This is a genomic window from Kiloniella spongiae (assembly GCF_001026905.1).
GTDB lineage: Bacteria > Pseudomonadota > Alphaproteobacteria > Kiloniellales > Kiloniellaceae > Kiloniella > Kiloniella spongiae.
This window is the reverse complement of sequence record NZ_LAQL01000025.1, coordinates 1-21987: the sequence shown is the minus strand read 5'-3', so window position 1 is coordinate 21987 and position 21987 is coordinate 1. Positions and strand designations below refer to the sequence as shown.

General features: G+C 45.1%; 20 protein-coding genes and 3 tRNA genes. 13 read left to right on the top strand and 10 right to left on the bottom strand.

Annotated elements, in window-relative coordinates; all coding sequences use genetic code 11:
- Positions 1-128: 128 nt before the first annotated feature.
- Both WH96_RS20385 and WH96_RS20380 read right to left on the bottom strand, forming a co-directional pair.
- Positions 129-202, bottom strand: a tRNA-Gly gene (locus WH96_RS20385).
- A gap of 39 nt (positions 203-241) precedes the next feature.
- Positions 242-327, bottom strand: a tRNA-Tyr gene (locus tag WH96_RS20380).
- Between the two features lie 194 nt (positions 328-521).
- Between WH96_RS20380 and rlmB the strand changes: the two genes are divergently transcribed.
- The 5 genes from rlmB to WH96_RS20355 all read left to right on the top strand — a co-directional run bounded on the left by rlmB (position 522) and on the right by WH96_RS20355 (position 5963).
- Positions 522-1385: a 23S rRNA (guanosine(2251)-2'-O)-methyltransferase RlmB gene (gene rlmB, locus WH96_RS20375; RefSeq protein ID WP_082130623.1), complete on the top strand. Its 864-nt coding sequence runs from the start codon at positions 522-524 to the stop codon at positions 1383-1385.
- A gap of 287 nt (positions 1386-1672) precedes the next feature.
- Positions 1673-2305 (top strand): TetR/AcrR family transcriptional regulator, encoded by a 633-nt coding sequence (locus tag WH96_RS20370; protein WP_047766092.1) that lies wholly within the window; start codon positions 1673-1675, stop codon positions 2303-2305.
- A 619-nt stretch (positions 2306-2924) separates the two neighbouring features.
- A complete protein-coding gene (gene dctP / locus WH96_RS20365) occupies positions 2925-3953 on the top strand; it encodes a TRAP transporter substrate-binding protein DctP (protein ID WP_053006187.1) in 1029 nt (342 codons plus the stop codon).
- 184 nt (positions 3954-4137) lie between these two features.
- A complete protein-coding gene (locus tag WH96_RS20360) occupies positions 4138-4662 on the top strand; it encodes a TRAP transporter small permease (RefSeq protein WP_047766091.1) in 525 nt (174 codons plus the stop codon).
- Positions 4659-5963 (top strand): TRAP transporter large permease, encoded by a 1305-nt coding sequence (locus tag WH96_RS20355; RefSeq protein ID WP_047766090.1) that lies wholly within the window; start codon positions 4659-4661, stop codon positions 5961-5963. The genes WH96_RS20360 and WH96_RS20355 overlap by 4 nt, the downstream gene beginning before the upstream one ends.
- A 70-nt stretch (positions 5964-6033) precedes the next feature.
- On the opposite strand, the gene WH96_RS20350 is transcribed toward WH96_RS20355, so the two are convergent.
- The gene (locus tag WH96_RS20350; protein ID WP_053006186.1) at positions 6034-6882 is read right to left on the bottom strand and encodes a LysR substrate-binding domain-containing protein; all 849 of its coding nucleotides are present in this window, start codon (positions 6880-6882) and stop codon (positions 6034-6036) included.
- Between the two features lie 126 nt (positions 6883-7008).
- Between WH96_RS20350 and WH96_RS20345 the strand changes: the two genes are divergently transcribed.
- The 4 genes from WH96_RS20345 to WH96_RS20330 all read left to right on the top strand — a co-directional run bounded on the left by WH96_RS20345 (position 7009) and on the right by WH96_RS20330 (position 10245).
- A complete protein-coding gene (locus WH96_RS20345; protein ID WP_204248269.1) occupies positions 7009-7575 on the top strand; it encodes an amino acid synthesis family protein in 567 nt (188 codons plus the stop codon).
- A gap of 32 nt (positions 7576-7607) precedes the next feature.
- Positions 7608-7913, top strand: a complete 306-nt coding sequence (locus tag WH96_RS20340; protein WP_047766089.1) for an EthD family reductase — start codon at positions 7608-7610, stop codon at positions 7911-7913.
- Between the two features lie 12 nt (positions 7914-7925).
- Entirely contained in the window at positions 7926-9200 is a 1275-nt protein-coding gene (locus WH96_RS20335) for an aspartate aminotransferase family protein (RefSeq protein WP_047766088.1), read from the top strand.
- A gap of 169 nt (positions 9201-9369) precedes the next feature.
- Positions 9370-10245: a TIGR01459 family HAD-type hydrolase gene (locus tag WH96_RS20330; protein WP_047766087.1), complete on the top strand. Its 876-nt coding sequence runs from the start codon at positions 9370-9372 to the stop codon at positions 10243-10245.
- An 87-nt stretch (positions 10246-10332) separates the two neighbouring features.
- Here WH96_RS20330 and WH96_RS20325 read toward each other — a convergent pair whose 3' ends face one another.
- Positions 10333-10890 carry a cupin domain-containing protein gene (locus tag WH96_RS20325; protein ID WP_047766086.1) on the bottom strand — a complete coding sequence of 186 codons (558 nt, stop codon included), beginning with the start codon at positions 10888-10890 and terminating at the stop codon, positions 10333-10335.
- Between the two features lie 196 nt (positions 10891-11086).
- Here WH96_RS20325 and WH96_RS20320 point away from each other — a divergent pair, with 196 nt between their 5' ends.
- Positions 11087-12439, top strand: a complete 1353-nt coding sequence (locus WH96_RS20320; RefSeq protein WP_047766085.1) for an aspartate aminotransferase family protein — start codon at positions 11087-11089, stop codon at positions 12437-12439.
- Between the two features lie 146 nt (positions 12440-12585).
- On the top strand, positions 12586-13704 hold the full coding sequence (ald, locus tag WH96_RS20315; protein ID WP_047766084.1) for an alanine dehydrogenase: 1119 nt from the start codon (positions 12586-12588) through the stop codon (positions 13702-13704).
- A gap of 189 nt (positions 13705-13893) precedes the next feature.
- On the opposite strand, the gene WH96_RS20310 is transcribed toward ald, so the two are convergent.
- On the bottom strand, positions 13894-14127 hold the full coding sequence (locus WH96_RS20310; RefSeq protein ID WP_047766083.1) for a hypothetical protein: 234 nt from the start codon (positions 14125-14127) through the stop codon (positions 13894-13896).
- 497 nt (positions 14128-14624) lie between these two features.
- Here WH96_RS20310 and WH96_RS20305 point away from each other — a divergent pair.
- A tRNA-Thr gene (locus tag WH96_RS20305) sits at positions 14625-14700 on the top strand.
- 231 nt (positions 14701-14931) lie between these two features.
- Positions 14932-15465: a hypothetical protein gene (locus WH96_RS22080; RefSeq protein ID WP_156176886.1), complete on the top strand. Its 534-nt coding sequence runs from the start codon at positions 14932-14934 to the stop codon at positions 15463-15465.
- 88 nt (positions 15466-15553) lie between these two features.
- Here WH96_RS22080 and WH96_RS20295 read toward each other — a convergent pair whose 3' ends face one another.
- From WH96_RS20295 to WH96_RS22170, 5 genes are all read right to left on the bottom strand, one after another.
- Positions 15554-15793 (bottom strand): hypothetical protein, encoded by a 240-nt coding sequence (locus tag WH96_RS20295; protein WP_047766081.1) that lies wholly within the window; start codon positions 15791-15793, stop codon positions 15554-15556.
- 143 nt (positions 15794-15936) lie between these two features.
- Positions 15937-16461 (bottom strand): hypothetical protein, encoded by a 525-nt coding sequence (locus WH96_RS20290; RefSeq protein WP_047766080.1) that lies wholly within the window; start codon positions 16459-16461, stop codon positions 15937-15939.
- Between the two features lie 233 nt (positions 16462-16694).
- The gene (locus WH96_RS20285; RefSeq protein ID WP_053006185.1) at positions 16695-17195 is read right to left on the bottom strand and encodes a DUF4113 domain-containing protein; all 501 of its coding nucleotides are present in this window, start codon (positions 17193-17195) and stop codon (positions 16695-16697) included.
- Between the two features lie 140 nt (positions 17196-17335).
- Positions 17336-19216: a hypothetical protein gene (locus WH96_RS20280; protein ID WP_156176885.1), complete on the bottom strand. Its 1881-nt coding sequence runs from the start codon at positions 19214-19216 to the stop codon at positions 17336-17338.
- A gap of 96 nt (positions 19217-19312) precedes the next feature.
- A partial coding sequence (locus tag WH96_RS22170; protein WP_047766078.1) for a hypothetical protein occupies positions 19313-21987 on the bottom strand: 2675 nt, incomplete at its 5' end.

The following is a 21987-nucleotide window of genomic DNA, read 5'->3' as shown; positions in this document are numbered from 1 at the left end:
TTTCGTCCGCTCAAACTTTTCCTTAGCCATCTCGCCTAATTCCAGTTCTGATGGACGACCACGCGTCCTCAAGCTCAAATACATTAAAAGCCCGCACTTTAAAGCATGCGAGCTTCAGGGATAAATTTTGGAGCGGGTGGGGGGAATCGAACCCCCATAACTAGCTTGGAAGGCTAGGGCTTTACCACTAAGCTACACCCGCATACATCACACGACCTAACTTGAAATACTGAAATGTGGATGGTGGAGGGAGTTGGATTCGAACCAACGTAGGCAGACGCCAGCGGATTTACAGTCCGCCCCCTTTAGCCACTCGGGCATCCCTCCATGTTATCCACGCAACCTCTAGGGAGAGGCTTCAGCAACCGAGCATTTCGGTGTGCGTTGATGATGCGAAATATGTTCATTTCCAGACGCATGTCAACTGGAAGATCCATAAAAATATCATCATTCCTGTTTTTTTCTTCGCGACGAACTGTCATATAGACGATGAAACTAAAACTCCGGAGCAAACGACTGTCATGGCAAAGCCCAAAAAACTGCGAAAAAAGAACTCCTCACAACGCTCAGGCAAAAAAGAAAATCCCGGAGCAGGAAATTTATGGCTCTATGGTATTCACGCCGTCCTTGCAGCACTTGGGAATCCAAATCGGCAGATAAAACGATTCGCAATCACACCCGATACAAAATCCAAACTAGAATCGGAGCTCGCTGAAATTGAATACGAAACAGAGCGCAAACTTGTTGCCGATCATGTTGCAAATAACGATCTGAATGAACTGCTCCCCCCCGGCGCTGTGCATCAGGGTATCGCCTGCCTCGCATCAGCTTTGGAAGAGACCTTTATAGAAGATATTCTAACCGAAGTTAAATTGGCCGAACGTGCCGCCGGAAAAAAAGGTGACGAAGATTGGGAGTTCCAACCAGAAGGTAGAACTGTTCTATTAATCCTCGATCAAGTAACTGACCCACAAAACGTTGGGGCGATTTTACGTTCTGCCGCTGCATTCGGCGCCAAAGCAGTTATTACCACCGATAGAAACTCGGCACAGCCAACAGGCTCACTTGCCAAGGCGGCTTCGGGGGCCCTTGAACATATTCCTTATGTTGGCGTCACCAATCTTGTCCGCGCCCTTGAACAGGTAAAAGAAGCCGGGTTCTGGTGTTACGGCCTTGCCGGCGAAGGGGAAAAAGTCATTTCGGATGCCCTACCGGCCAACGGTAAGATTGCTCTTATCATGGGGGCAGAAGGAACTGGCCTTAGACGCCTCACCCGCGAACATTGTGATATGCTGGTAAACCTACCGACCTCTGATGCCTTTGGTGTGCTTAATGTTTCCAGCGCCGCTGCAGTTGCTCTTTATGAGACAGCACGAGACAAATAAAGCCTGACAAAGGCACGTTCTAATTCACTTAAAAGCCTGACGGTGCCACCTTATAACGCCGTCAGGTAAAATGGTTACGATTTGCCTATTTACAATTTTTCGCCTAAGACTGCCTACCGCAAATAAGGTTCGACAATGTTTATCCGGTTTGCAAAAAACACCTAACTAAGTTAGGGTAAAATAATAACGAGCGAAAAACATCGCCAATAAGTAATCAATAAAATGCGCTATCAATGATAGTGTAAAAACAACACGACCTTTAATAATAGCACCAGCAGAATCAGACTATGCCTCCACCAAAGCGTAATAAATACCTCTCCAGCTCCTTAAGCACACGCGACCTGATTGTCGATGTCGCTGAGCAACTCATCGCACAACACGGTGTAGAGGGTCTCAAGCTTAAAGATATTACAAAAGAAATCGGCATCCAGCTTCCCTCTCTCTACGCTCACTTTGCTGGCCGAAGCGCCGTGCTTATTGAAATCGGGAAGCGCATATTGGAAGGCATTGTGGAAGATTTTGACAAAATCGAAAACCTTCCCCCACGCGAAGCTTTAAGAGAACATACACGTTTAATGGTGCACCGCTGTACAACGAACAGAGCCCACGTACTTGTCTTGCTCGCAGATTTTGCAGCTCCACAGGGCATTGATGCTCTTAATGCGAATGAAGCTATTCTCTACCCCTATTACGAACGCTTGACTGCCGTTCTGGAAAAAGGTCGGGAAGAAGGTCTGTTTAACAAAGTTGAAACGGAAGAATTTATTGCCAATCGCCTCGGCATTATTTTGGTTAACATTGCCTTTGCATCCCTTAAAACAGGCGTATTCACAGAAGAACAAGCCGCCCGCTTGGAAATCAATGCACTTGCCCAGATTGATTCGATGCTGACAGATGGCGACAGTCGAACAGGTAGCTGAAGCTCAACACCTTTCGCTTAAGAATGGCTTATATCCCGAGGACATAGGTACTTACGTCTTCGCGCGCCCTAAAGCAAATTTGACTTTATATAGTATTGAGCCACCCGGCGCACGAATTCTCCGGACTTTCCGAGACGCGAGAAGTTTAAAATAACGCCCTTCTGATAAGCCCATAGATCAAGGTCCCGTGAGATATATTCACCGCCTCCACTCGAATTATTTTGAGATAGCCCGCTCTCTTACAACCCCTTCCAAAGGTTTCCACCACACCCTCACCCCAATGACTAAAGCACGTATCAAATGACCAGAGAGAACCAGGAGAAAGCATCAGCCGCCGTCAAAATCGCGGGTTACGCCCCTATCACCAATTGGTCATAAACAAAGTTCATCGCGAAAATAGTATCCAATGAGTTCGGCACTAATACTCAAAATTTATTTGATCATTACACAATAACAATTCAATTGTTAAATTATAAGAACGCGGTACCCTTCAATCAAAACATAAGAAACGGTCAGCCGCACACGAATTTACCCGGCTGAAATTTGAAGCGCGTTAAAATTCGACATCTGAATAAAAATCCGCGCAGAACTCCAAACAGGGAACAATAGGGAGATAAATATGAAACTCATTACATATTACACTCGAAAAGGCCTAAATCTTGGTGCAGCCGCGGTTCTTGCAGCCAGTATATTTCCCATATCGATAACAGCTCAGGCGGCCAATGAATTCACCGTTGCTCATTCGATGACTACGGATCATATTTTCCACAACACGTCTCAATGGCTGGAGGAAGAATTAGAAAAACGCGGATCCACTCTTAAAATGAACTATCATCCAGCTGGCGACCTTGGTGATTGGACATCTCTTTTTGAACAGAACATTCAAGGCGTCATCCCAATGGTCATGGGTTGGCCGGATTCAGCTTTTGATCCAAGACTGGATCTGGCGTATTTGGCTTATGTGGTTGACGATTGGGAAACCGCAACAAAGGTATATGGCCCAGCCGGCAAGATGCTCAATGTATACACTGATATTCTTGCACAGCAGGGCCTGATTGTCCTGGGTACGATTCCGACGGGTTTTGGCAGTGTTGCGATTCGTAAAGGCGCCGGCAAATTACCGGTGAATTTCCCGGAAGATGCCAAAGGCATCAAGGTCCGCGTTCCCGGCCTGAAGATTGCCGAAATGCGCTTCAATGCTTTTGGGTTCTCAGCCGTTCCTATTCCATTTTCCGAACTCTACACTGCGCTTCAACTTGGTACAGTTGATGGGCGCACTTTTGGACCACCTGTAGAGATTTGGCAAATGCGCGATGTACTGGAAGCGTACATTCTCACGAGAGATTTTTTTGAGCATGCCTTTTTGACGGTCAACAAGGACTGGTGGGACGACCTAGGTTCGGAAGAACAAAAAATCCTACGAGAGGCATCCGATGCTGCTTTGGCCCGTGCATGGAAAGAAGCTGAAGCGCTTGGAGACAACTTCCTCGAGAAGGTTCGCGGCCATGGCATTCAGGTTGTTGAGTTGACTCCGGAACAGCTGAATAAAGCTAAAGAGATTGTCTATGAGACTGAATGGCCTTTCATGGAATCAATTGTTGGCTCTGAGATCATGGATGAGATGAGAGCAGTCGCTGGAATTAAGTAAAAAAATCACAAGGGACCAGGGTTTGTTTATGACACGAAACGACAAACCCTGGTTCCTTCCGCAATGCCAGACAAGCTGAATTCACATCGTAATTCAAAAAAGAATGTCGATCCTGAACTGGCTAGCGCGGTGATTTTGACTCCCCCCTCATGCCGCACGCCTCTTATTCCGAAAAGTAACACACATGCAAAGAACCTCGTACTTCAATAAATGTGAAGAAGCGCTAGCCGTAGGAATTCGGAGTGCCATATTTGTAGCCAGCATTGCTCTGGCACTTGTCATGGTTGCCCAGGTTTTCATGCGCTATGTTTTGGAATCTCCTTCTCTTGCGATCGAAGAAACCACGACACTCTTTGGTGTATGGGGTTATTTTCTTGGAATGGTTTATACCACACGAAGTGGTGAACATATATATGGTGGTGTTCTATCGCTAATCGTAAAAGACAAGCGCGTACTCCACTATGTCAGAGGCTTCAATTCATTAGTATGCTTTGTGGCAACAAGTATTTTTGGATACTTTGGCCTTCAATACCTTCTATTTGTTATTGAGCGGGGGAAAATAAGCATCAATTTAGGTTGGCCCAGAGATATTTGGGTCGCGAGCATTGTCGTCGGATTTGCATTAATGGCGTTTTATTTTTTGCTCCAAACCTCAAACGAGTTTCGGAATTTGAGAGCGATCAAGGAAGAAAGGGAGGCTGATCAATGACAGCCTTTCTCTTTGTCATCATCATTATTATATGTCTCCTTATGATTGAAATTCCCGTTGCATTTGCTTTCGGTGTCGGCGCGCTCCTTTTTAGTTATTGGACTGGGAACAACATCTCATTTCTGGTTCCGCATGGCTATAAAACAATGAGCGGGTTCGCATTGTTGGCACTGCCGCTATTTGTCATGGCAGGCACATTGATGGCCGCTGGAGGAATATCCGATAGGCTGCTTAACTTTGTAAATTCGATCGTCGGCCGTACAAAAGGCGGCCTGGGAGCAGTAACGGTGCTTACCTGCGCTTTGTTTGGTGCGATCTCTGGTTCTTCTTCGGCCGCGATCGCCGCTATTGGTCAGATCATGATCCCTAGGATGACACGCGAGGGGTATCCTGAAGGTCACGCAACAGCACTTGTTGCTTGCTCTTCTGTCCTTGCGTTGCTGATCCCTCCAAGTATTCCGATGATCGTCTTCTCAATCACGGGTGGTCTATCGGTTGGTGCCGCATTTTTGTCGACGATCATTCCCGGAGTTTTACTCACGTTTACCTATGTAGTGTTGAACTTTATCTTTTTGAGGAACAACAAGACGATTACCGTTGAGACGTCATTGAGTTTTTCGGAGGTGACAAAAGGTGTTTTCCGGGCCGGTTTTGACGCCAGCTTTGCCTTATTGATGCCATTGATAATACTCGGAGGTATTTACAGCGGAATTTTTACACCAACTGAAGCCGCCGCAGTTGCAGTATTGTACAGTGCGATTGTCGGCTTGTATGTTTATAAAGGTATGACATATCGATCCATGTTTCGGCAATTCGTGCAAGCGGCCATCACGACAGGCTCGATCATGGCAGTTCTTTTTTTCCTGTTCATCATCAGTAGAGCGATGATCCTCGAACAGATTCCAAAGGAGCTTGCCGAATTCCTTCTGAATGTCGGTGGCAATAAATATGTTGTCCTTCTAATGCTAAATGTTTTGTTACTGCTTATTGGCATGTTGATTGACGATGTATCCGGTGGAGTACTTGCCGCGATCATCTTTCTTCCAGTCATCAATGAAATTGGCGTTCACCCTATCCATTTTGCAGCCATTGTCGGAGTAAATCTGGGTTTAGGAAATGTCTCTCCGCCATGCGCACCAATGCTCTATATGGCTGGCGGCGTAGCAAAAGTACCGCTGCACAAATATATCGGTCCAACCATGAAGTTTCTCTTGCTCGGGCACCTGCCGATGGTTGTTATAATAACGTTTTTCCCCGATATCGCACTTCTGCTGCCGAGGTTGATTATGGGCATAGATTGAACTCAACGTTTAATTTATAGGAGTCAACGTTCTGCCGGATATGTTACTGAATGTCTGCCGTATGGTACGTTCAAATTTTCCATCCAATATGCTGTTGAATGGTCTGATAGAGTTGTTCAACAGCATGCCTTTTGGCATTGGACCCGGCAACCAACATAATCGTTACATCTGGTAGTGCTGGAAGGCCCATATTTTCCGAAAGCGACATGCTCCCTTCTGGCATATTACTTTCTGTTGCAACCATTACCCCAAGTCCGTGGGACATAGCTGTTTTTAAGGCTTGCATATTGTAGCTGGTGCAAACGATCTCATACTTGATGTTCCGCATTTTCAAGGCATTCAATGCCCATTTGCGTAAGATACACCCTTCTGGAAACAATAAGAGTTTCAAGTTATCACTGGTTTTGTGATCGTATCCCTTGGGTGCGATCCAATGTGTTCCTTCCTGGCGCAATACCTGTCCTTCCTTGGTATCCGTCTCGCTTGAGAGAATCGCAGCATCTAACTCTCCATTTGCAAGGGATGAGCGCAAGTTTGCTGAAGGCTCGCAACGCAGTTCAATCTGGGCGCTTGGTAAAGCGTTATCAAAGGCATGTAATAACGGATCGAGCAATGTGGAGATGTAGTCGTCAGGAAGGCCTACCCTGAGCGTTCCAGTGAATGAAGTAGTCTTGAATGCTGCTAAGGCTTCATTGTGCAAACGAACAATTCTGTGTGCGTATGAAACAAGATTATGCCCGTTTGTATTGAGCCGCAACTGCCGCCCTTCTTTCTTAAACAGAGGTTTGCCGACGGCCAGCTCAAGCTGCTTGAGATGAACGCTTACAGCAGCCTGTGTTTTGTTCACGACATCAGCTGCGCCTTGACAGCTTCCGGTTTCAGAAAACGCGATTAACGTACGTAATAACTTGATATCCATTGCCTGCATCCTGAATTAAATATTCAAAAATTTATTGATCATTACCACAAAACATTTCAATTGTTAATGCTTTTTAACGCAGTAGTATTAAAGCCAGACAAACAATTGAACAAAAGGAATGAACAATTGGACACAAACACTTCTATTCGCAAGGCCGACATCCGCAAAATCGTAGTTCAGATTGAAGAAATACATCAAGAGCAGGGTAGGTCAGTTTCTGGGAAAACCAAAGTGACCGTAGTTGGTATAATCCGGAACCCGTTCGCAGGAGCATATCAGAATGATTTGGAACCTCTGTATGATCTTGGAGCAGATATTAGTGGCATTCTTGCAAGGCGCGGCGTTGCGGCGCTGGGTGTTAAACCTGACGACGTTACCAGCTATGGCAAAGCAGCCATCGTTGGTACTGATGGCGAGATTGAGCATACTGCCGCAATACTTCATCCTCGGTTTGGCGGGCCAGTGCGTGCGGCGGTTGAGAAAGGTGACGACATTATTCCCGGCACAAAAAAAGTGGGAGGTCCAGGAAGTACTGCTGTCATCCCATTGACTAATAAAAACAATATTTGGGAATTTGACGACATGGATTCCACCGAAATCTCCGTTGCCGACGCCCCCAGATCTGACGAAATCCTTGTAGCTGTGGCACTTGGGATAGGTGGTCGCCCCCTTGCCAGAACCAAACCTGACTGATCTTCATCTCCAATTTTTTATGGGTACAAAAAATGTTTAAGGCAATGATTCTTCTAAAGCGCAAAGAGGGTGCTACCCTGGCTGAATTTGCTGAATGGTGGTTACAGCAGCACCGTCCTCTTGCTGAAAAATTACCAGGTCTGAAGCAAGCAATATTTAATATGATCGATGAAGAGACCGCCGGGAATTATGATGGCGTATCCGAGCTCTGGTTTGAAGACAGAAAGGCTTTTGTTCAGGCCTATGAATCAGACATAGGGCAGGAAGTTGCAGCCGATTCATTGGCTAATGTCAGTGGTCGTGAACGTATGTTTGTGACCGAACACATCATCAAATAGGCGGTACGCAAAATGCAAAAAATTAACACACAGGAAGAATGGATTGACCGGGCAAAGGCTGTTTTACCTGCCGCAGGATTCGGCAACTTTGACCCGAGTATCATCTTGAAAAGAGGTCAAGGTAGCCGCGTATGGGATGAGAACGGCAATGAGTTCGTTGATCTGCTAATCGGTTCGGGTCCTATGCTACTTGGTCACGGGCACCCAGAGGTTCAAGAGGCCATTTATAGACAAATATCTGATGGCTTGACCTTTTTCACCAATAATGCTGCTGGAATTGAACTGGCAGAAGTTATCTGCGACGCTATGCCATGTGCCGAAAAAGTTCGTTATGTGACATCGGGCAGCGAAGCGGATATGTATGCGATGCGCCTCGCACGTGCTTTTACCGGGCGCCAAAAAATCCTCAAGTTTGAAGGAGGATATCATGGTATGAGCGCAGAAGCTCAGATGAGCCTTGCTCCCACCCTACGCCAGAATTTCCCCATAGCTGTCCCTGATAGTGGAGGTATCCCGGACAGTGTGCAGGCCGATATACTGGTCGCCCCATTTAACGACATTGAGTTTTTAACCTCAATCATTAGCGAATTTGAACATCAAATAGCAGGTGTTATCGTTGAGCCGCTTCAACGATTGATTCCACCAGCCCCCGGATTTCTAGAGACGTTACGTGACCTTTGCACCAAAGCCAATATCGTTCTTATCTTCGATGAGATCGTAACCGGGTTTCGTTTGGCATATGGCGGCGCACAAGAAGCTTATGGTGTGGTACCAGATTTATGCACTGTGGGTAAAATCGTTGGTGGCGGCTTTCCACTTGCAGCCCTCGCTGGTAGAACTGAAATCATGACGCACTTTGATAAAAGTTCAGTTGCAAACGAACGTTGGTTGATGCAACTCGGGACGTTATCCGGTAACCCCCTTGCCTCTATTGCAGGACTTAAAACCTTAGAAATTCTGCGCCGTGAAGGCAGTTATGACTTATTACGAAATCACGGACAGCGATTAATGGAAATGAACCGTCAAGCTCTCGACGCGACGGGAATTCCATACCGCATTGTGGGCGAACCTCCATTGTTTGATGTCGTTTTCACAGACCAACCGGTCACCAATTATAGAGACCATCAGGAAGAAAACACCATTAGAAACCAAACCTTTAACCATGCCCTACGAAGCCAAGGTATTCTTAAATTCCCAGGCAAAGTTTATTCATCATTAGCGCTTACTGAAGATGATTTTTCTGTCATTGGATCAGCACTGGATGTTGCCGCAAAAAGCCTGATCTAGCAGATTATCAGTAAGTTTTGACGACAGTACGGCATTTTTGACAGCAAAGACTGCTTAAACGAAAGAAAATCTCAAGGCTGGCTCATCTGTTTGATATTACTAAGCGGCGCGTGTACTGTGATACAAGCGCCGCGTTTCAATTGTATTGCGCTTGATCTGAAAGTATTCTATGTCCATCCGAATTCTGAATAACTTGTCAGAAATTACTAGTGATTACGACCTTTTTATTGTCGACCTTTGGGGCGTTGTACATAATGGTGTCATTGCCTATCCTGATGCTATTGAATGCCTGCAACGTCTGCGCCAACAAAAAAACAGTCAAATCATCCTTTTATCCAACGCAGCAAGATTAAGCACCGCTATCGCCGCTCACCTTCAAAAACTTGGTATAGAAGAGAGAATGTATGACAAGTTGTTAACCTCAGGCGATGTAACCGCAGAAACCATATCTGGTAGAGTGGAACAACAAAACCGTCACACAAATCCGAGGTATTTTCATATTGGCGCCGAGCGCGCGCAACCAACTCTGGATGTCTGTGGAGGTCAAGAAGTTGCCTTGAAAGATGCAGAGTTGATTATTTGCACCGGTCTCTTTAGGGAAGAAGAAGAGCGCCTTGACGATTACACAGACCTTCTAAGATCTGCAATAGCGCTTAATCTGCCAATGATCTGTGCCAATCCAGATATCGTTATTAATCGTGGTGGTAAAATCATACTCTGTTCGGGTGCTATTGCTGATCTTTATGAAAAACTGGGTGGAACTGTTGAACGCTTTGGTAAACCTCACCCTGCCATTTACAACTGCGTGTTTACCCAGCTCACAAATACACCCAGGTCCCGTGCCGTTATGATCGGTGACAGTTTGAGTACAGATATCCGTGGAGCCAGACAGGCTGGCATTGACAGTATATGGATTGGCAGCGGCATTCATGCCCAAGACCTTATGTTGAAACAGGATGGTCAGCTAGAGGCCGCTAAAGTACACGAAGTTGCGGAGCAAGCGGGCGAGCACCCAAGAGCTATACTGCCTCGGTTAAGTTGGTAAGGGTTAAGTTGGCGAGAATCGCTATAAGAGACAGTTCCCTCATACACCTATTTCATACATTTCCCCCATTCTCCCCCGTTTTCGCTTTTAAAATGTTGGCGGCGTACAAGCCGAAATAATCACGGCTTCTTTTGCCCCCGGATTTCGCCACCGATGCGGAATACGACTATCAAAGTAAAAGGCATCCCCTGCTTTGAGGATCTTTCGCTGATCACCAACCGTCAGTTCAATTTCACCACTGACGATTATTCCGGATTCTTCGGATTCATGGCGCAATAACGTCTCGCCCGTGTCTGCCCCCGGTTGAAGTTTTTCATGAAGAATTTGTAATGCCCTGTCACTAAGGTCCCGCCCGACCTGTCGATAAGAGATATTACCGCTTCCAATTTCGGTCAAATCCTCTGCCCGGTAAAACACCTTCTGTCTTGGCGTCAGATCTTCCGAGAAAAAAGCAGAGACAGAGATCGGAATTCCTGCCAGAACTTTCTTCAAAACCCCGACCGAGGGACTGCTTTTGTTTTGCTCAATCAGCGAAATAACAGCGTTAGAGACTCCGGCCCTTTTTGCCAACTCACGCTGCGATAAACCATTCAACTGCCGTAACGCCCGAAGGCGAAGACCAAGGTCAAAATCATCATCTTCCATTAAATCTACTCGTTTGCTTATTATTCTTAACACTATTAACAAAAATATCGTCATATGGGTACAAAAAAGGGGGTGTTGACTATTTTTCTAATCATGTATGGTTATTTCAAAGCGATGCCAAAAACGATTAAGCGCAAAAACAATTACGCAACGCCAAAGCATCAGACCGAAACATTGAACATGGGAGGCAGGTATAATGAACGACCTACCTTTGAATAACGAATTCGATAGATCACCAAATAATCTCGACGCATTCTGGATGCCCTACACATGGAACCGTAAGTTCAAGAAAGAACCTCTGCTTCTGACAAGTGCCAAGGGCATGCACTATACAACAATTGAAGGTAATCAAGTTCTGGATGGTACAGCCGGTCTTTGGTGCTGTAATGCTGGGCACGGCTGTGATCGTATCACTCGCGCGGTACAAGAGACTGTTGCCAAACTGGACTTTGCGCCAACTTTCCAACTAGGCCATCCACTTGCCTTTGAACTCGCATCCCGTGTGACATCAATGTTGGACGGTTATGATCACATGTTCTTTACGAACTCTGGTTCTGAAGCTGTAGATTCCGCCCTTAAAATAGCTCTCGCCTACCACAGAGCACGCGGGGAAGGCCACCGCACACGATTAATTGGCCGTGAACGTGGCTATCACGGCACAGGTTTTGGCGGTATTTCTGTCGGCGGTATTGTCAAGAATCGCAATGTCTTCGGAACAATGCTGGCTGGTGTCGATCATATGAGACACACCCACGATCTGGAAAAACAGGCCTATACCGTTGGACAGCCTGAATGGGGTGCCCATCTTGCCGAAGATCTTGAACGCATTTGTGCTCTGCATGATCCGTCAACGATTGCGGCGGTTATTGTTGAACCCATGGCCGGATCAACGGGTGTGCTAATGCCACCAAAAGGGTATTTGGAAAAACTAAGAGAAATCAGTGAAAAGCACGGTATCTTGCTGATCTTTGATGAAGTTATTACCGGTTTTGGTCGCCTCGGAACACCATTTGCAGTCGATAAGTTTGGTGTAAAACCTGACCTAATCACCTGCGCCAAAGGTTTGACCAACGGTACAATTCCCATGGGTGGCGTTATTTGCCGCGAGGGCATCTACAAAGCCTTTGAAGATGCCGCAGACAACGACCCAAGCAGTTCAATCGAACTCTTCCACGGTTACACCTATTCGGGTCACCCTGTGGCTGCCGCCGCGGGTCTTGCGACCCTTGAGACCTACAAAGAAGAAGGACTGTTCGAACGCGCACAGAAACTTGAAGAGTATTGGGGTAATGCCGCGCATAACCTCAAAGGCACGCGCCATGTGATCGACATCCGTAATATGGGCCTCATTGGTGCCATTGAACTGGAATCGCGCCCGGGTGAAGTTGGAAAACGCGCCTACGAAGCTTTCAGAAAATGCTTTGAGAAAGGCGTCCTTATTCGCGTCACCGGTGATATTATTGCCCTGTCACCACCGTTGATTATCGAAAAAGGACAAATTGATCAGATTTTCGAAACAATCCAGACCGTTCTGAACGATTTGGACTAGACCGTCTGTAAAAAACAGAACGGATAACCAGTGTGGACCCATCAAAAAGATTGGTCTGCACCTATTAAGAACCTGCTGCTAAAATAAACTAAGAGCACAATTAGAAAAATAGCAGCTTGTGCGACATATTAAGGAAAGAGAAAAACATGTTGATTGGTGTTCCAAAGGAAATCAAGAACCACGAATATCGTGTCGGCTTGGTTCCAAGCTCTGTCAGAGAGCTCGTTCACAACGGTCATCAGGTTATTGTTGAAACCAATGCCGGGGGTGGTATTGGTTTTACAGATGCTGATTATGAATCTGCTGGTGCGTCAATCGTTGCAACTGCGGCAGAAATTTTTGCAAAAGCAGAAATGGTTGTGAAGGTAAAAGAGCCTCAGGAAGTTGAATACAAACAACTTCGTGAAGGTCAGTTATTGTTCACCTATTTGCATCTGGCACCGGATGCACCACAAACTCACGGCTTGCTCGAATCAGGTTGTGTAGCTGTTGCATACGAAACTGTTACAGATAGAAAAGGGACTCTCCCTCTACTGCGCCCAATGTCTGAAGTTGCAGGTCGCATGTCCGTGCACGTTGGTGCCAATTGCCTGCACAAAGCAGCAAATGGTTCCGGTGTTCTTCTTGGCGGCGTTCCCGGTGTTGCACCGGGTAAAGTTGTTATCATTGGTGGTGGTGTGTCCGGTACACATGCGGCACGTATGGCAATGGGCCTCGAAGCAGAAGTCACCATCCTTGACCGCTCTTTGCCACGCATCGATGAGCTGAACAGCCTCTATGGCAACAAGCTTAAAGTTGTTTACTCCACAGTAGACGCTATTGAAAAATATGTATCCGAAGCTGATCTGGTTATCGGTGCTGTTCTTGTTCCCGGTGCTTCTGCACCGAAACTTGTCAGCCGCAAGTTACTAGGCAAAATGCGTCCGGGTTCCGTACTTGTTGATATCGCGATTGACCAAGGCGGTTGCTTTGAAACATCACATGCAACAACGCATCAGGATCCAACCTATGAAGTTGACGGCATTATCCACTATTGCGTTGCCAACATGCCAGGTGCTGTTGCCCGTACGTCAACCATTGCCCTGAACAATGCTACACTACCATTTGCCCTTGCACTGGCAAACAAAGGTTACAAAAAAGCACTCGCAGACGACCCACACCTGATGGAAGGTCTGAATGTTGCGTTTGGTAAAGTCACTTGTGAGCCTGTTGCTGAAGCACATGGCCTGGAATATGTAGCAGGCGCTAAAGTATTGGGTCTTTAAAATTAAATGCTTTGCCCCCAATAAGGGGTAAAAAGAATGTAAGGCGAGACCTCTTATGAGATCTCGCCTTATTATTTGAATAATTACAGACAAAAAAGCCTTCTCAGTTTTCACCATGAGAAGGCTTTTTTATAAAACAGGTGCGTTTATATCAGTGACGGTTCGTCAGGTATCGTTATCTCGCTTAGGTCAGGATGCAAGAAGCGAAAGGTCTCCACTCAGCATATCGCTTAAACCTGCCGCGTCCAGAACGGGAACAGAACACAGATCGTTATCAAGCAGATCTCCGGGAGCCAAACGAGCAAGATCCACCTGATCAGATGATACCCTTCTTGCAGCCGTTGACAGGTCGACCCCCTCAGCGGAAATCACAGCTTCAAAGTTAGTAACCTTGAAATCAAAGTTTCGAGTATCATAATCCATTGCAAGCATCCTTAACTATCGCACCATTTGTTGAAGACAGTATAGGAAACCTTACTGAAAAGAGGTGTAGCATGATCGGGGCAATGCTAGGGCATTCCTGTGACGAAAAACTTTACAAAAAATTAACTATATTTCGCCAATACCGAATTTCTGAATATAAACAACTGCATAGGCTCGTCTTCCTCACGCGGATAAAAGTTAACATCACGCCCCTCACCTATCAAAAACAATAAATCAAAAACGAATTGCATGACGTCATGCCCCAACGCAACAAAGTGTAAAAAAACAGAGTCCTTTAATCTTCAACTCCAAAAGAATGATTCAAGAAAACAAGGCAAAAAAATAACCTTTTAATTTCAAATAATTACAGGAAATATAAAAAAAAAAAAAATTTTGTCATTTTCCTCTTGAGTAATTTAAACGAATCACCTAAATTCCGCCTCGTCGCCACGATGACTTCCCAGCGAAGTCGCAAAGAAAGAGTGGCTGACCACTGTGCCTCTATAGCTCAACTGGTAGAGCACCTGATTTGTAATCAGGGGGTTCCGGGTTCAAGTCCTGGTGGAGGCACCACTTCTTTCAAGTACTTATCTAAATTTCAAGATTACAAAAATTGCTCTGGCTAGCAAATGAGCTAGTTATATCTTTGCAACTTTTACCCTTACAAGTCGTTTCTCCATCTTCGCTCGCCAATTTATTCATTGCACAACAACCATCTCCCCCTTAGGTTGAAATAACATATTCAAAGCGCGTATCTTTGTTGTGTAAGCTTCTTTTTAAAAGTCTCACTGTTCAAATTAAAAAATGACATATCAAAAAATATTACTAACTCTATTCTGTTTAATTGTATCTGCGTGTTCATCGAGCAACAAGGACACTGTTGTTACAGCCGAATCCCTGAAAAACACAACCGAAACGAGTTTACAAAACAGAGGGTTGATACCACTTTCCGGTGGCGAGATCACTCAGCTAATAATAAACAAAACAGTAACTGGTGAATACGTCAGCACACCAGCTATTCCCCTTTGGAATTACCGTTCGTATTGGATGGAATTTTATAATAAAGATGGCAGTACAATTTACCGCTATTGCGATACAGCTAGTGTTGGAAATAAGTGGGGTTGCTCAAAAAAATTGACGGGACAGTGGAAAATCTTTGATAACAAGCTATGCCTAAAATACAGAAACTCAAAACATTTCACCCATTGTTTCCGTGCATACTATGATAATGAAAACTACATGATCGTAGCAACAATGGGAGAAACAGCTGGTTATGTTCGCGGGATCGCAACAAAAGCAACAGAGGGCTTTATTGAAGAAGCCCCTTTTAATAACTAGAATTAAATAGCCCCTAGCTTAAACATTTGCTAACTGCAATCATTATCCAACAGCTACAAAAAAGAAATTTTCTCAAACAATTCCCCCTTCATTGCACATCTTCTTTCTTCAAAGTCTTTTCGTACTCTTCCCAGTAATGCGGGACGCTTTTCAGGCGTTCTTTTTTATCGGAGCCTTCTACATGTTTATCCAAGTAGGTTTTGAGTTCCGTAAAGCTTGAAATTTCGGGCACATTAAGGTCTGCGAGGAAGAGATCGATCCATCCTGCCGCATCTTTTGGTAAAACCGGTTTTTGCTCAAGGAATGTTTTAAAGTCACCAGTGCCCATACCAAATTCTCCTAACTCATATCCCAGTGTGTCGAAATCAAGTCCGTATTACTCATAGGCTATTTTCTATGACTAAGCATTTGAAACGAGAATTTACTAACTGGATTTTGACTATCTCACTCCTTCTTCTAACGGAACTTCTTTTACATTAACTTAAGGACTAAGCTCTGGGCCTGCTTTTGTGTTAAATTTGCCAAAGACTGTGGCATTTCAAATCCCATCTCTTGTGCTTTTGCTGATAAAGTTCCGGGGGTTATCTGCCTTAAATATTCCATTGGGTATTCAAGCATATCTTTAACTTTAGCTTCTTCAACCTTATTCGCGATATCAGAACTGCTATCTACTGTCGCTGATTTAGCCGCATCCATCCAGTTGAGGCCGCCTGTCATAGATTTGACGCTGCTTGGCATAAACCTGACTATATCGGCAGCCTTTTGTCTATCGGATCTGGGATTATCCAACTGCTGTTGATAAATCAATTTTTGTGCTTCGGGAGAGATGGAAATCTGATCCTGATTCTTGGTTGTGTCAGACTGCACTTCAGCTGAATTCGTTTTGGCTTTGTTTGCCAAAAGTGCTTGTTCACGCGCCTGTTGAACATATGGATTGTTCGAAGAATTCGCCGCGGTATTGCGATCAAACCAGGAGGAGTTTAAAAGATTGATCATATTTTCTTTCCATCATTAGTTTAGAAAACATGAAGCAAGATAGATGCCAGTTTGATACTCGCAGAATTAAATGAATTCAGCTTCTAACAAGCTATAAAGCAAGCAAAAATGACCCATAAAAAATTCCCTCCGGCAAACTTTACCCAAAGCATTCAATCCAGACAGGAAACTTTTACTTCCTGTGTAATCTTATCCCATAACGTGTGAATACAAACAGTGAGTAAATAAAATCTTCACTCCACAATGGGTAAATCCCTCCACCGGGTAGTATAACGGGGCGAAATCATTTTCTGCCGCATCTTCCAGTCATCATTCATACCAGAAGCGGCAAAACGAACTGTATCACGACCGTGGGAACGATTGAGATCATCCAACACATTCATCAGAGCTGTCGATTTTTTAACATCTTTTTTGGCAAAAAAATTCTGTTGTACACCTTGAGCACCGACCAAGCCCCCAAGAAAGACACCAACCTTCTGGTATTGCAGCCCTTCCCTATACACTTTTTTCAGGCAATGTTCTGCCGCTTTGATCAGCAAACCCGTTTCATTTGTCGCCTCCGCAAAGGTAATGCTAAAGGAATTTTTATAATAGGCCTGGTCTTTACCATGTGGACTTGTGCGCAAAGAAATACTGAGTTTATTCGTAGCAAGTTCATTTTCAGTAATTTCAATAATGCCATGGTAATAAGCAATCCCACTTTGTGAATCCTGAAGGCGGTCAGAATATTTCACTCCTAAAAGCTGATCTGCATAGACCTACTTATAGCTGCTTGCAATTACCGATGTTAGCAAGCGGATACAACTAACCAAATCTATGAGCCAAGATTCACAATCTGTTAGCTCATGAGTTCCCTTTTCGAAAAACGACGCTTCTAAAAATATAATAGTTTAAGAGTATCCGTAACCATTTTAGAAACGCGATCTGGTTGAGACCACCGCTCTACCGTCAAATCACCCTGGCGAAATTCCTGAAAGAATGAACCATCGTTCAAGTGGTAGAATACCGCATCCAGATTAGATGCAGGCTGGAACCAATCTGCGCGGCCTTCCAGTTTTTTCAAGTGAGGCTGTTCTGTTTTTTGATCGACAGTGGGCTCGAATTTATCCGTCCCATCGGCGTAAGTATATCGGGGTTTGCGCGGCGTCAGTAAGATGATGACCGATTTGGTAAAATCCAACGTGCTTTTTGTAGAGAACAGATACTGAATACCGGGCAAGTCTTGCAAAAGCGGGACACCATCACGTAGTTTTTCGGTTTCTCGCTCAGAAAGACCAGACAGAACCAGCGTTTCATTGTATTTAAGCACAACACTGGCTTCGACTGTTGTGCGCGTCGTCTGTGAGAAGTTGTCAAATCCCGCACTGCTGGACCGCGCCTCAATAAACGAGCGCGACGCTTGAACATTCAGTTTGAGAAGATCTTTTTTCAAGAAATTCGGTGTAACTGTCAGCTTGATGCCAACAGGAATGTCTGTGACAGAACCTTCGCTACCCGCAACGCCGTTTAATTCAACGTGCCAAACTGCACCAGAAAAAAAGTGCGATTTTTCACCATCCAGCGTTGTCAGGGTCGGGCGCGCTAAAACTTCGTTACGGTCATTATTATCGTTAAAAATATTTAGCGAATAAGCCGAAGACGCAATAGATAAAGTCGGAGCCCATGTCAGGGAAGATGTTGATTGAAAACCCCCTTTAAACTGATCGGTTTTATTAAAACTTAGCGTCTCCCCCCCCAGCGTCGCGTTTAACCCAGAGAGTAAATTGACACCTTTGTTCGTCTGTTTGCGTTCTTCTGAGCGGATAATAACAACATCAACCAGTGCCATTTCCGGGATAACCACCGGCTTATTTGGATCGGTTGGAGTGGTATCTGTGTTGCTGTTCGAATCACTGGAATAATCATTGTTATAGGAATTAGAATATCCATAGTTATTACCATCAGAAAAAAGATCGTTGGTACTGAACTGTGCCTTTTGCAGATAAGGTTTTTCCGTATGAAAACGGCGCCAGTCTTCTAATCTTCTGGAAAGGCGATCAATACGCACATTTTCAAATGAACTTGCATTGTCTCTATAGACGGCAAATTCGGTTTCTGCTTCGTCAAATTTTTCCACGGCTGCTTTGATCAATGCCCTGTTATAACGAATATCCTGATCATCCGGTGCCAGTTCCGCAGCACGGTCAATTGTCTGTGCTGCAACGACAAGGTCTTGGGCGAAATATGACGCTGATGCCAGCGCTTTGAGTATTATGATATTATCTGGTGCATTTAACAGGGCATAGGCAAAAGCATCCTGGGCTTTACTATAATTTTGCTCTCGCACCATAATCTGGCCTTGCAAATAGGCCGCCCAGTAATTACCAGAATCATAGCGCAGGGCCAGATCATACCCCGCCTTGGCAAAATCGTATTGACTTGAATCTCCTTTTTCAGCCCGGAGATGATAGGTCAGTCCATTTAAAAAATGTAAATTTGGATTTGTCGGATCAAACTTAAGCGCCCGATTAAAAGCAGAGGACGCTTCGAGATAATCCCCGCCCTGCAAGCTCTTAACACCCGCCCGGATGAAAGGATCGTTTAAACGATCTCCGGGTAACTCTGTCATTAAAGAAGTAAGTTCTTCACTCTCAATCGTACGGGTTTGAGAGCCAGATAAGCTATCTGTTACACAGCCAGAAATAATAACAGGAACAAGCATTGCTGTCATAAATGCTAATTTTCGAATTGAAATATTTCTATAGTTATTTTTCAAAACCGTAATCCTACTTCACTATGCCACTTAACACGAGAGACCCATTCGAAGGTATCCCGGTCAAACGGCAAAAATCAAAGAAAAAACTTGCTCATATCACTGAACATTAAATGTGATCCCGGACAAACTGATCGATTTGACATCCGATATCTCTATATTGCCAGGTACCTCTATGCGTCCATCCGTATAAATTTCCACCCGTATCGTACCAGGGTTGTTGCTTTTGACATTTGTGTTCAACGTATCAAATCTCAATGTCTTCGCCGGATGCATTCCCTCAGGTAATCGCGCAACAAGACGAGTTTCAGATGGATTAACGCCAAAAGGATTGTAATCTTGGTTATTTTGCTGTGCCGAACGAGCGACAACACCAGTGACAACTATTTGTTTACCCACTTTTACAACACCCGGCGCAGCATAACCGTCCACTTGTTCCCAGCCATTTTCAAACGGCAGTGCATTTGGTTTACGACGACTATAGACAATACCTTCCAATGATAACCAGTTAAAATCAAAGAAATAATTATTTGCCGAAACCATCCCGTTAGGCAATATATCCAAACGCACAATATCTTCGCTGGTTTTTGCTGTGAACACCAGCCGTTCCGGTGGTGCGGCATTGGTAGACATTTTCCAAAAATCACCCCGCCCCCCAGCAATAACCCCGCCTGAGAAGGTGACAATGTCATTTTCAATAGAGAAGGCGTAACCGCCATTATGTTCTTGATCAGGCTTCCACCCGTTTAACAACGGTCCGTATTCATCTGCACGTGTAAAACTGTTCGCGGTAGCTTCGAAAGAGATCCCCGACAGACTAACGAAAATCTTGTTTTGAACGTCATAATCACGCCCTTCCAGCGCTATCCGACCATCAGGATAAACATTCACAATACCGCTCGTAATGGATTCTCCAATCTTCTGCATAGGAACGTTGAATTGTAATTGTTTGGAAGGGCGCATTCCATCAGGCAAACTTGCTATTACTGCTCCTCTGGTCATTTCAAAATTGCCATTGTGCCCTGTTACAACGCCATTAACAACGACATGAGACCCAACCTTTGCGGCTCTTGGGCTCGCATATTTACCACTGGTTTGCCATCCACTCCCCTCACTATCCATGGGGGATGGACCTGTTCCTTTGACAGCAAGAGCAACCGATGAAGTGCTAAATTCCACACCTGCGAAGTCAATCCACATGTTCCCCCGCCAAAACTCTTCTATCGGTACGATCGTTCCATCTCGCTTAATCCCTATGATCACATTTCCAAAGCTGGTCTTTACTCTGAACAATATAGTGTTTTCGGGAGCAAGGTTTTCGGGGATTCTCCAGATCGCCCCACGGCTCCCCCCCCGAACGCGACCTTTTATGGTCACTATATTACCAGTATTTGTAATTTTGGGGCCATTATCGCCATCCGGTACATACCCGCTTAAGGGCGATCCGTTTTGTGCTTGGGGACCAAGTTCTATCGCTTTTGTATTGCGTTCCCCCTCGTAGAGACTCTTTTGGTTAGCACGTGTTTTAATAATTGGATCTTGACCAGCACTACTGCCCCCCGGCTTTAGGTCACTCAAATGAAGCAAGTAAGCCTTATCAGCTCGACGCACCAATACTTCAAAATCTTGCGCCGGACGAGTGTAACCGTGGGCATCTTCCGAGTTGTGCATCAATTGATAGTTACAGAGATTGTTCCCCGAATTTTCTTCGGCCACCCAACCGAACTTCGTGCTCCCATAATTAACCTTTGCACGGCAAATATAAGTGGCCTTCGATTTCGCTCCTGCGTCAAGGAAGCCACCGGGAACAGCGTACTCAGGAATTTTTTCGCCCATGGTATGAGCTTGCCATATGGTACCATCTAAAACAGAAACCGTGGTGTTCTTTCCACCAGCAGGCACAGATAAATCTTTACCTTTAAAGTTGAAGTAACATTTTCTGTCATTGCCAAGGGTTCCCGTAACTTGCGTATTACCCGCCGATGTCACATGCGCCAAGCAAATCCCCACATCTGCTGTAGTTTCTGGAATAGCTGGACTTAGCAAGAGTGAAGCGTCATTCGTATAAGTGATACCGGAATAGGGATCGATAACCGGTGCGATGACAGATTGTGCCCAATCTTTGCACGTTTCAGTCACGGCTGTTTGCCCCAAACCCGGCGCGTGGGTACAGGTATTAGTTTGTGCATTCTGGATGCGCCACCCCCCCGGTACCGTAGTCGGGTTCCACCACTGATAATCCAGCTGTGTGCATGGCTTTTCAATCAGAAAAGCACCATTTTGATAATTTTCTGGCTGAATACAATTCCCCGATTTGGCGTTGATAAACTTGATATATCCTCGAATATCAATGACATAATTATATTTTGCCCCTTTGGTGCAATCAACCATCGTGATTTTACCGTTAGCATCAGGATCAGAAAAACAAGCGGACTCGCTGTCATTTTTAAGCGCTATATTAGATGCGTAGTATTCCGGCGTTGTTTTGTCGGCAACACGATAAACCTGATTGGCAGAACCGGTACAGGACGCCCATTCGGCAATGGCTTGCCCCGGCAAGGAACTGTTTTCTTTAAAATGCAGACATTGGCTCGTCGCCCTGTTGGCCATCTGCATCCAGCCTTCACCGTGTTTCAGAATTTTCCAATAATACTCGCTCTTGTTATTACAATTTGCGACATTGATCTTTCCGTCACCTTGGAAAGTATCAACCGAATAAGAGAACGACGCATCCTTAGGTAAGCCAGGGCCAGTGAATTCTTTTTTGACCTCAC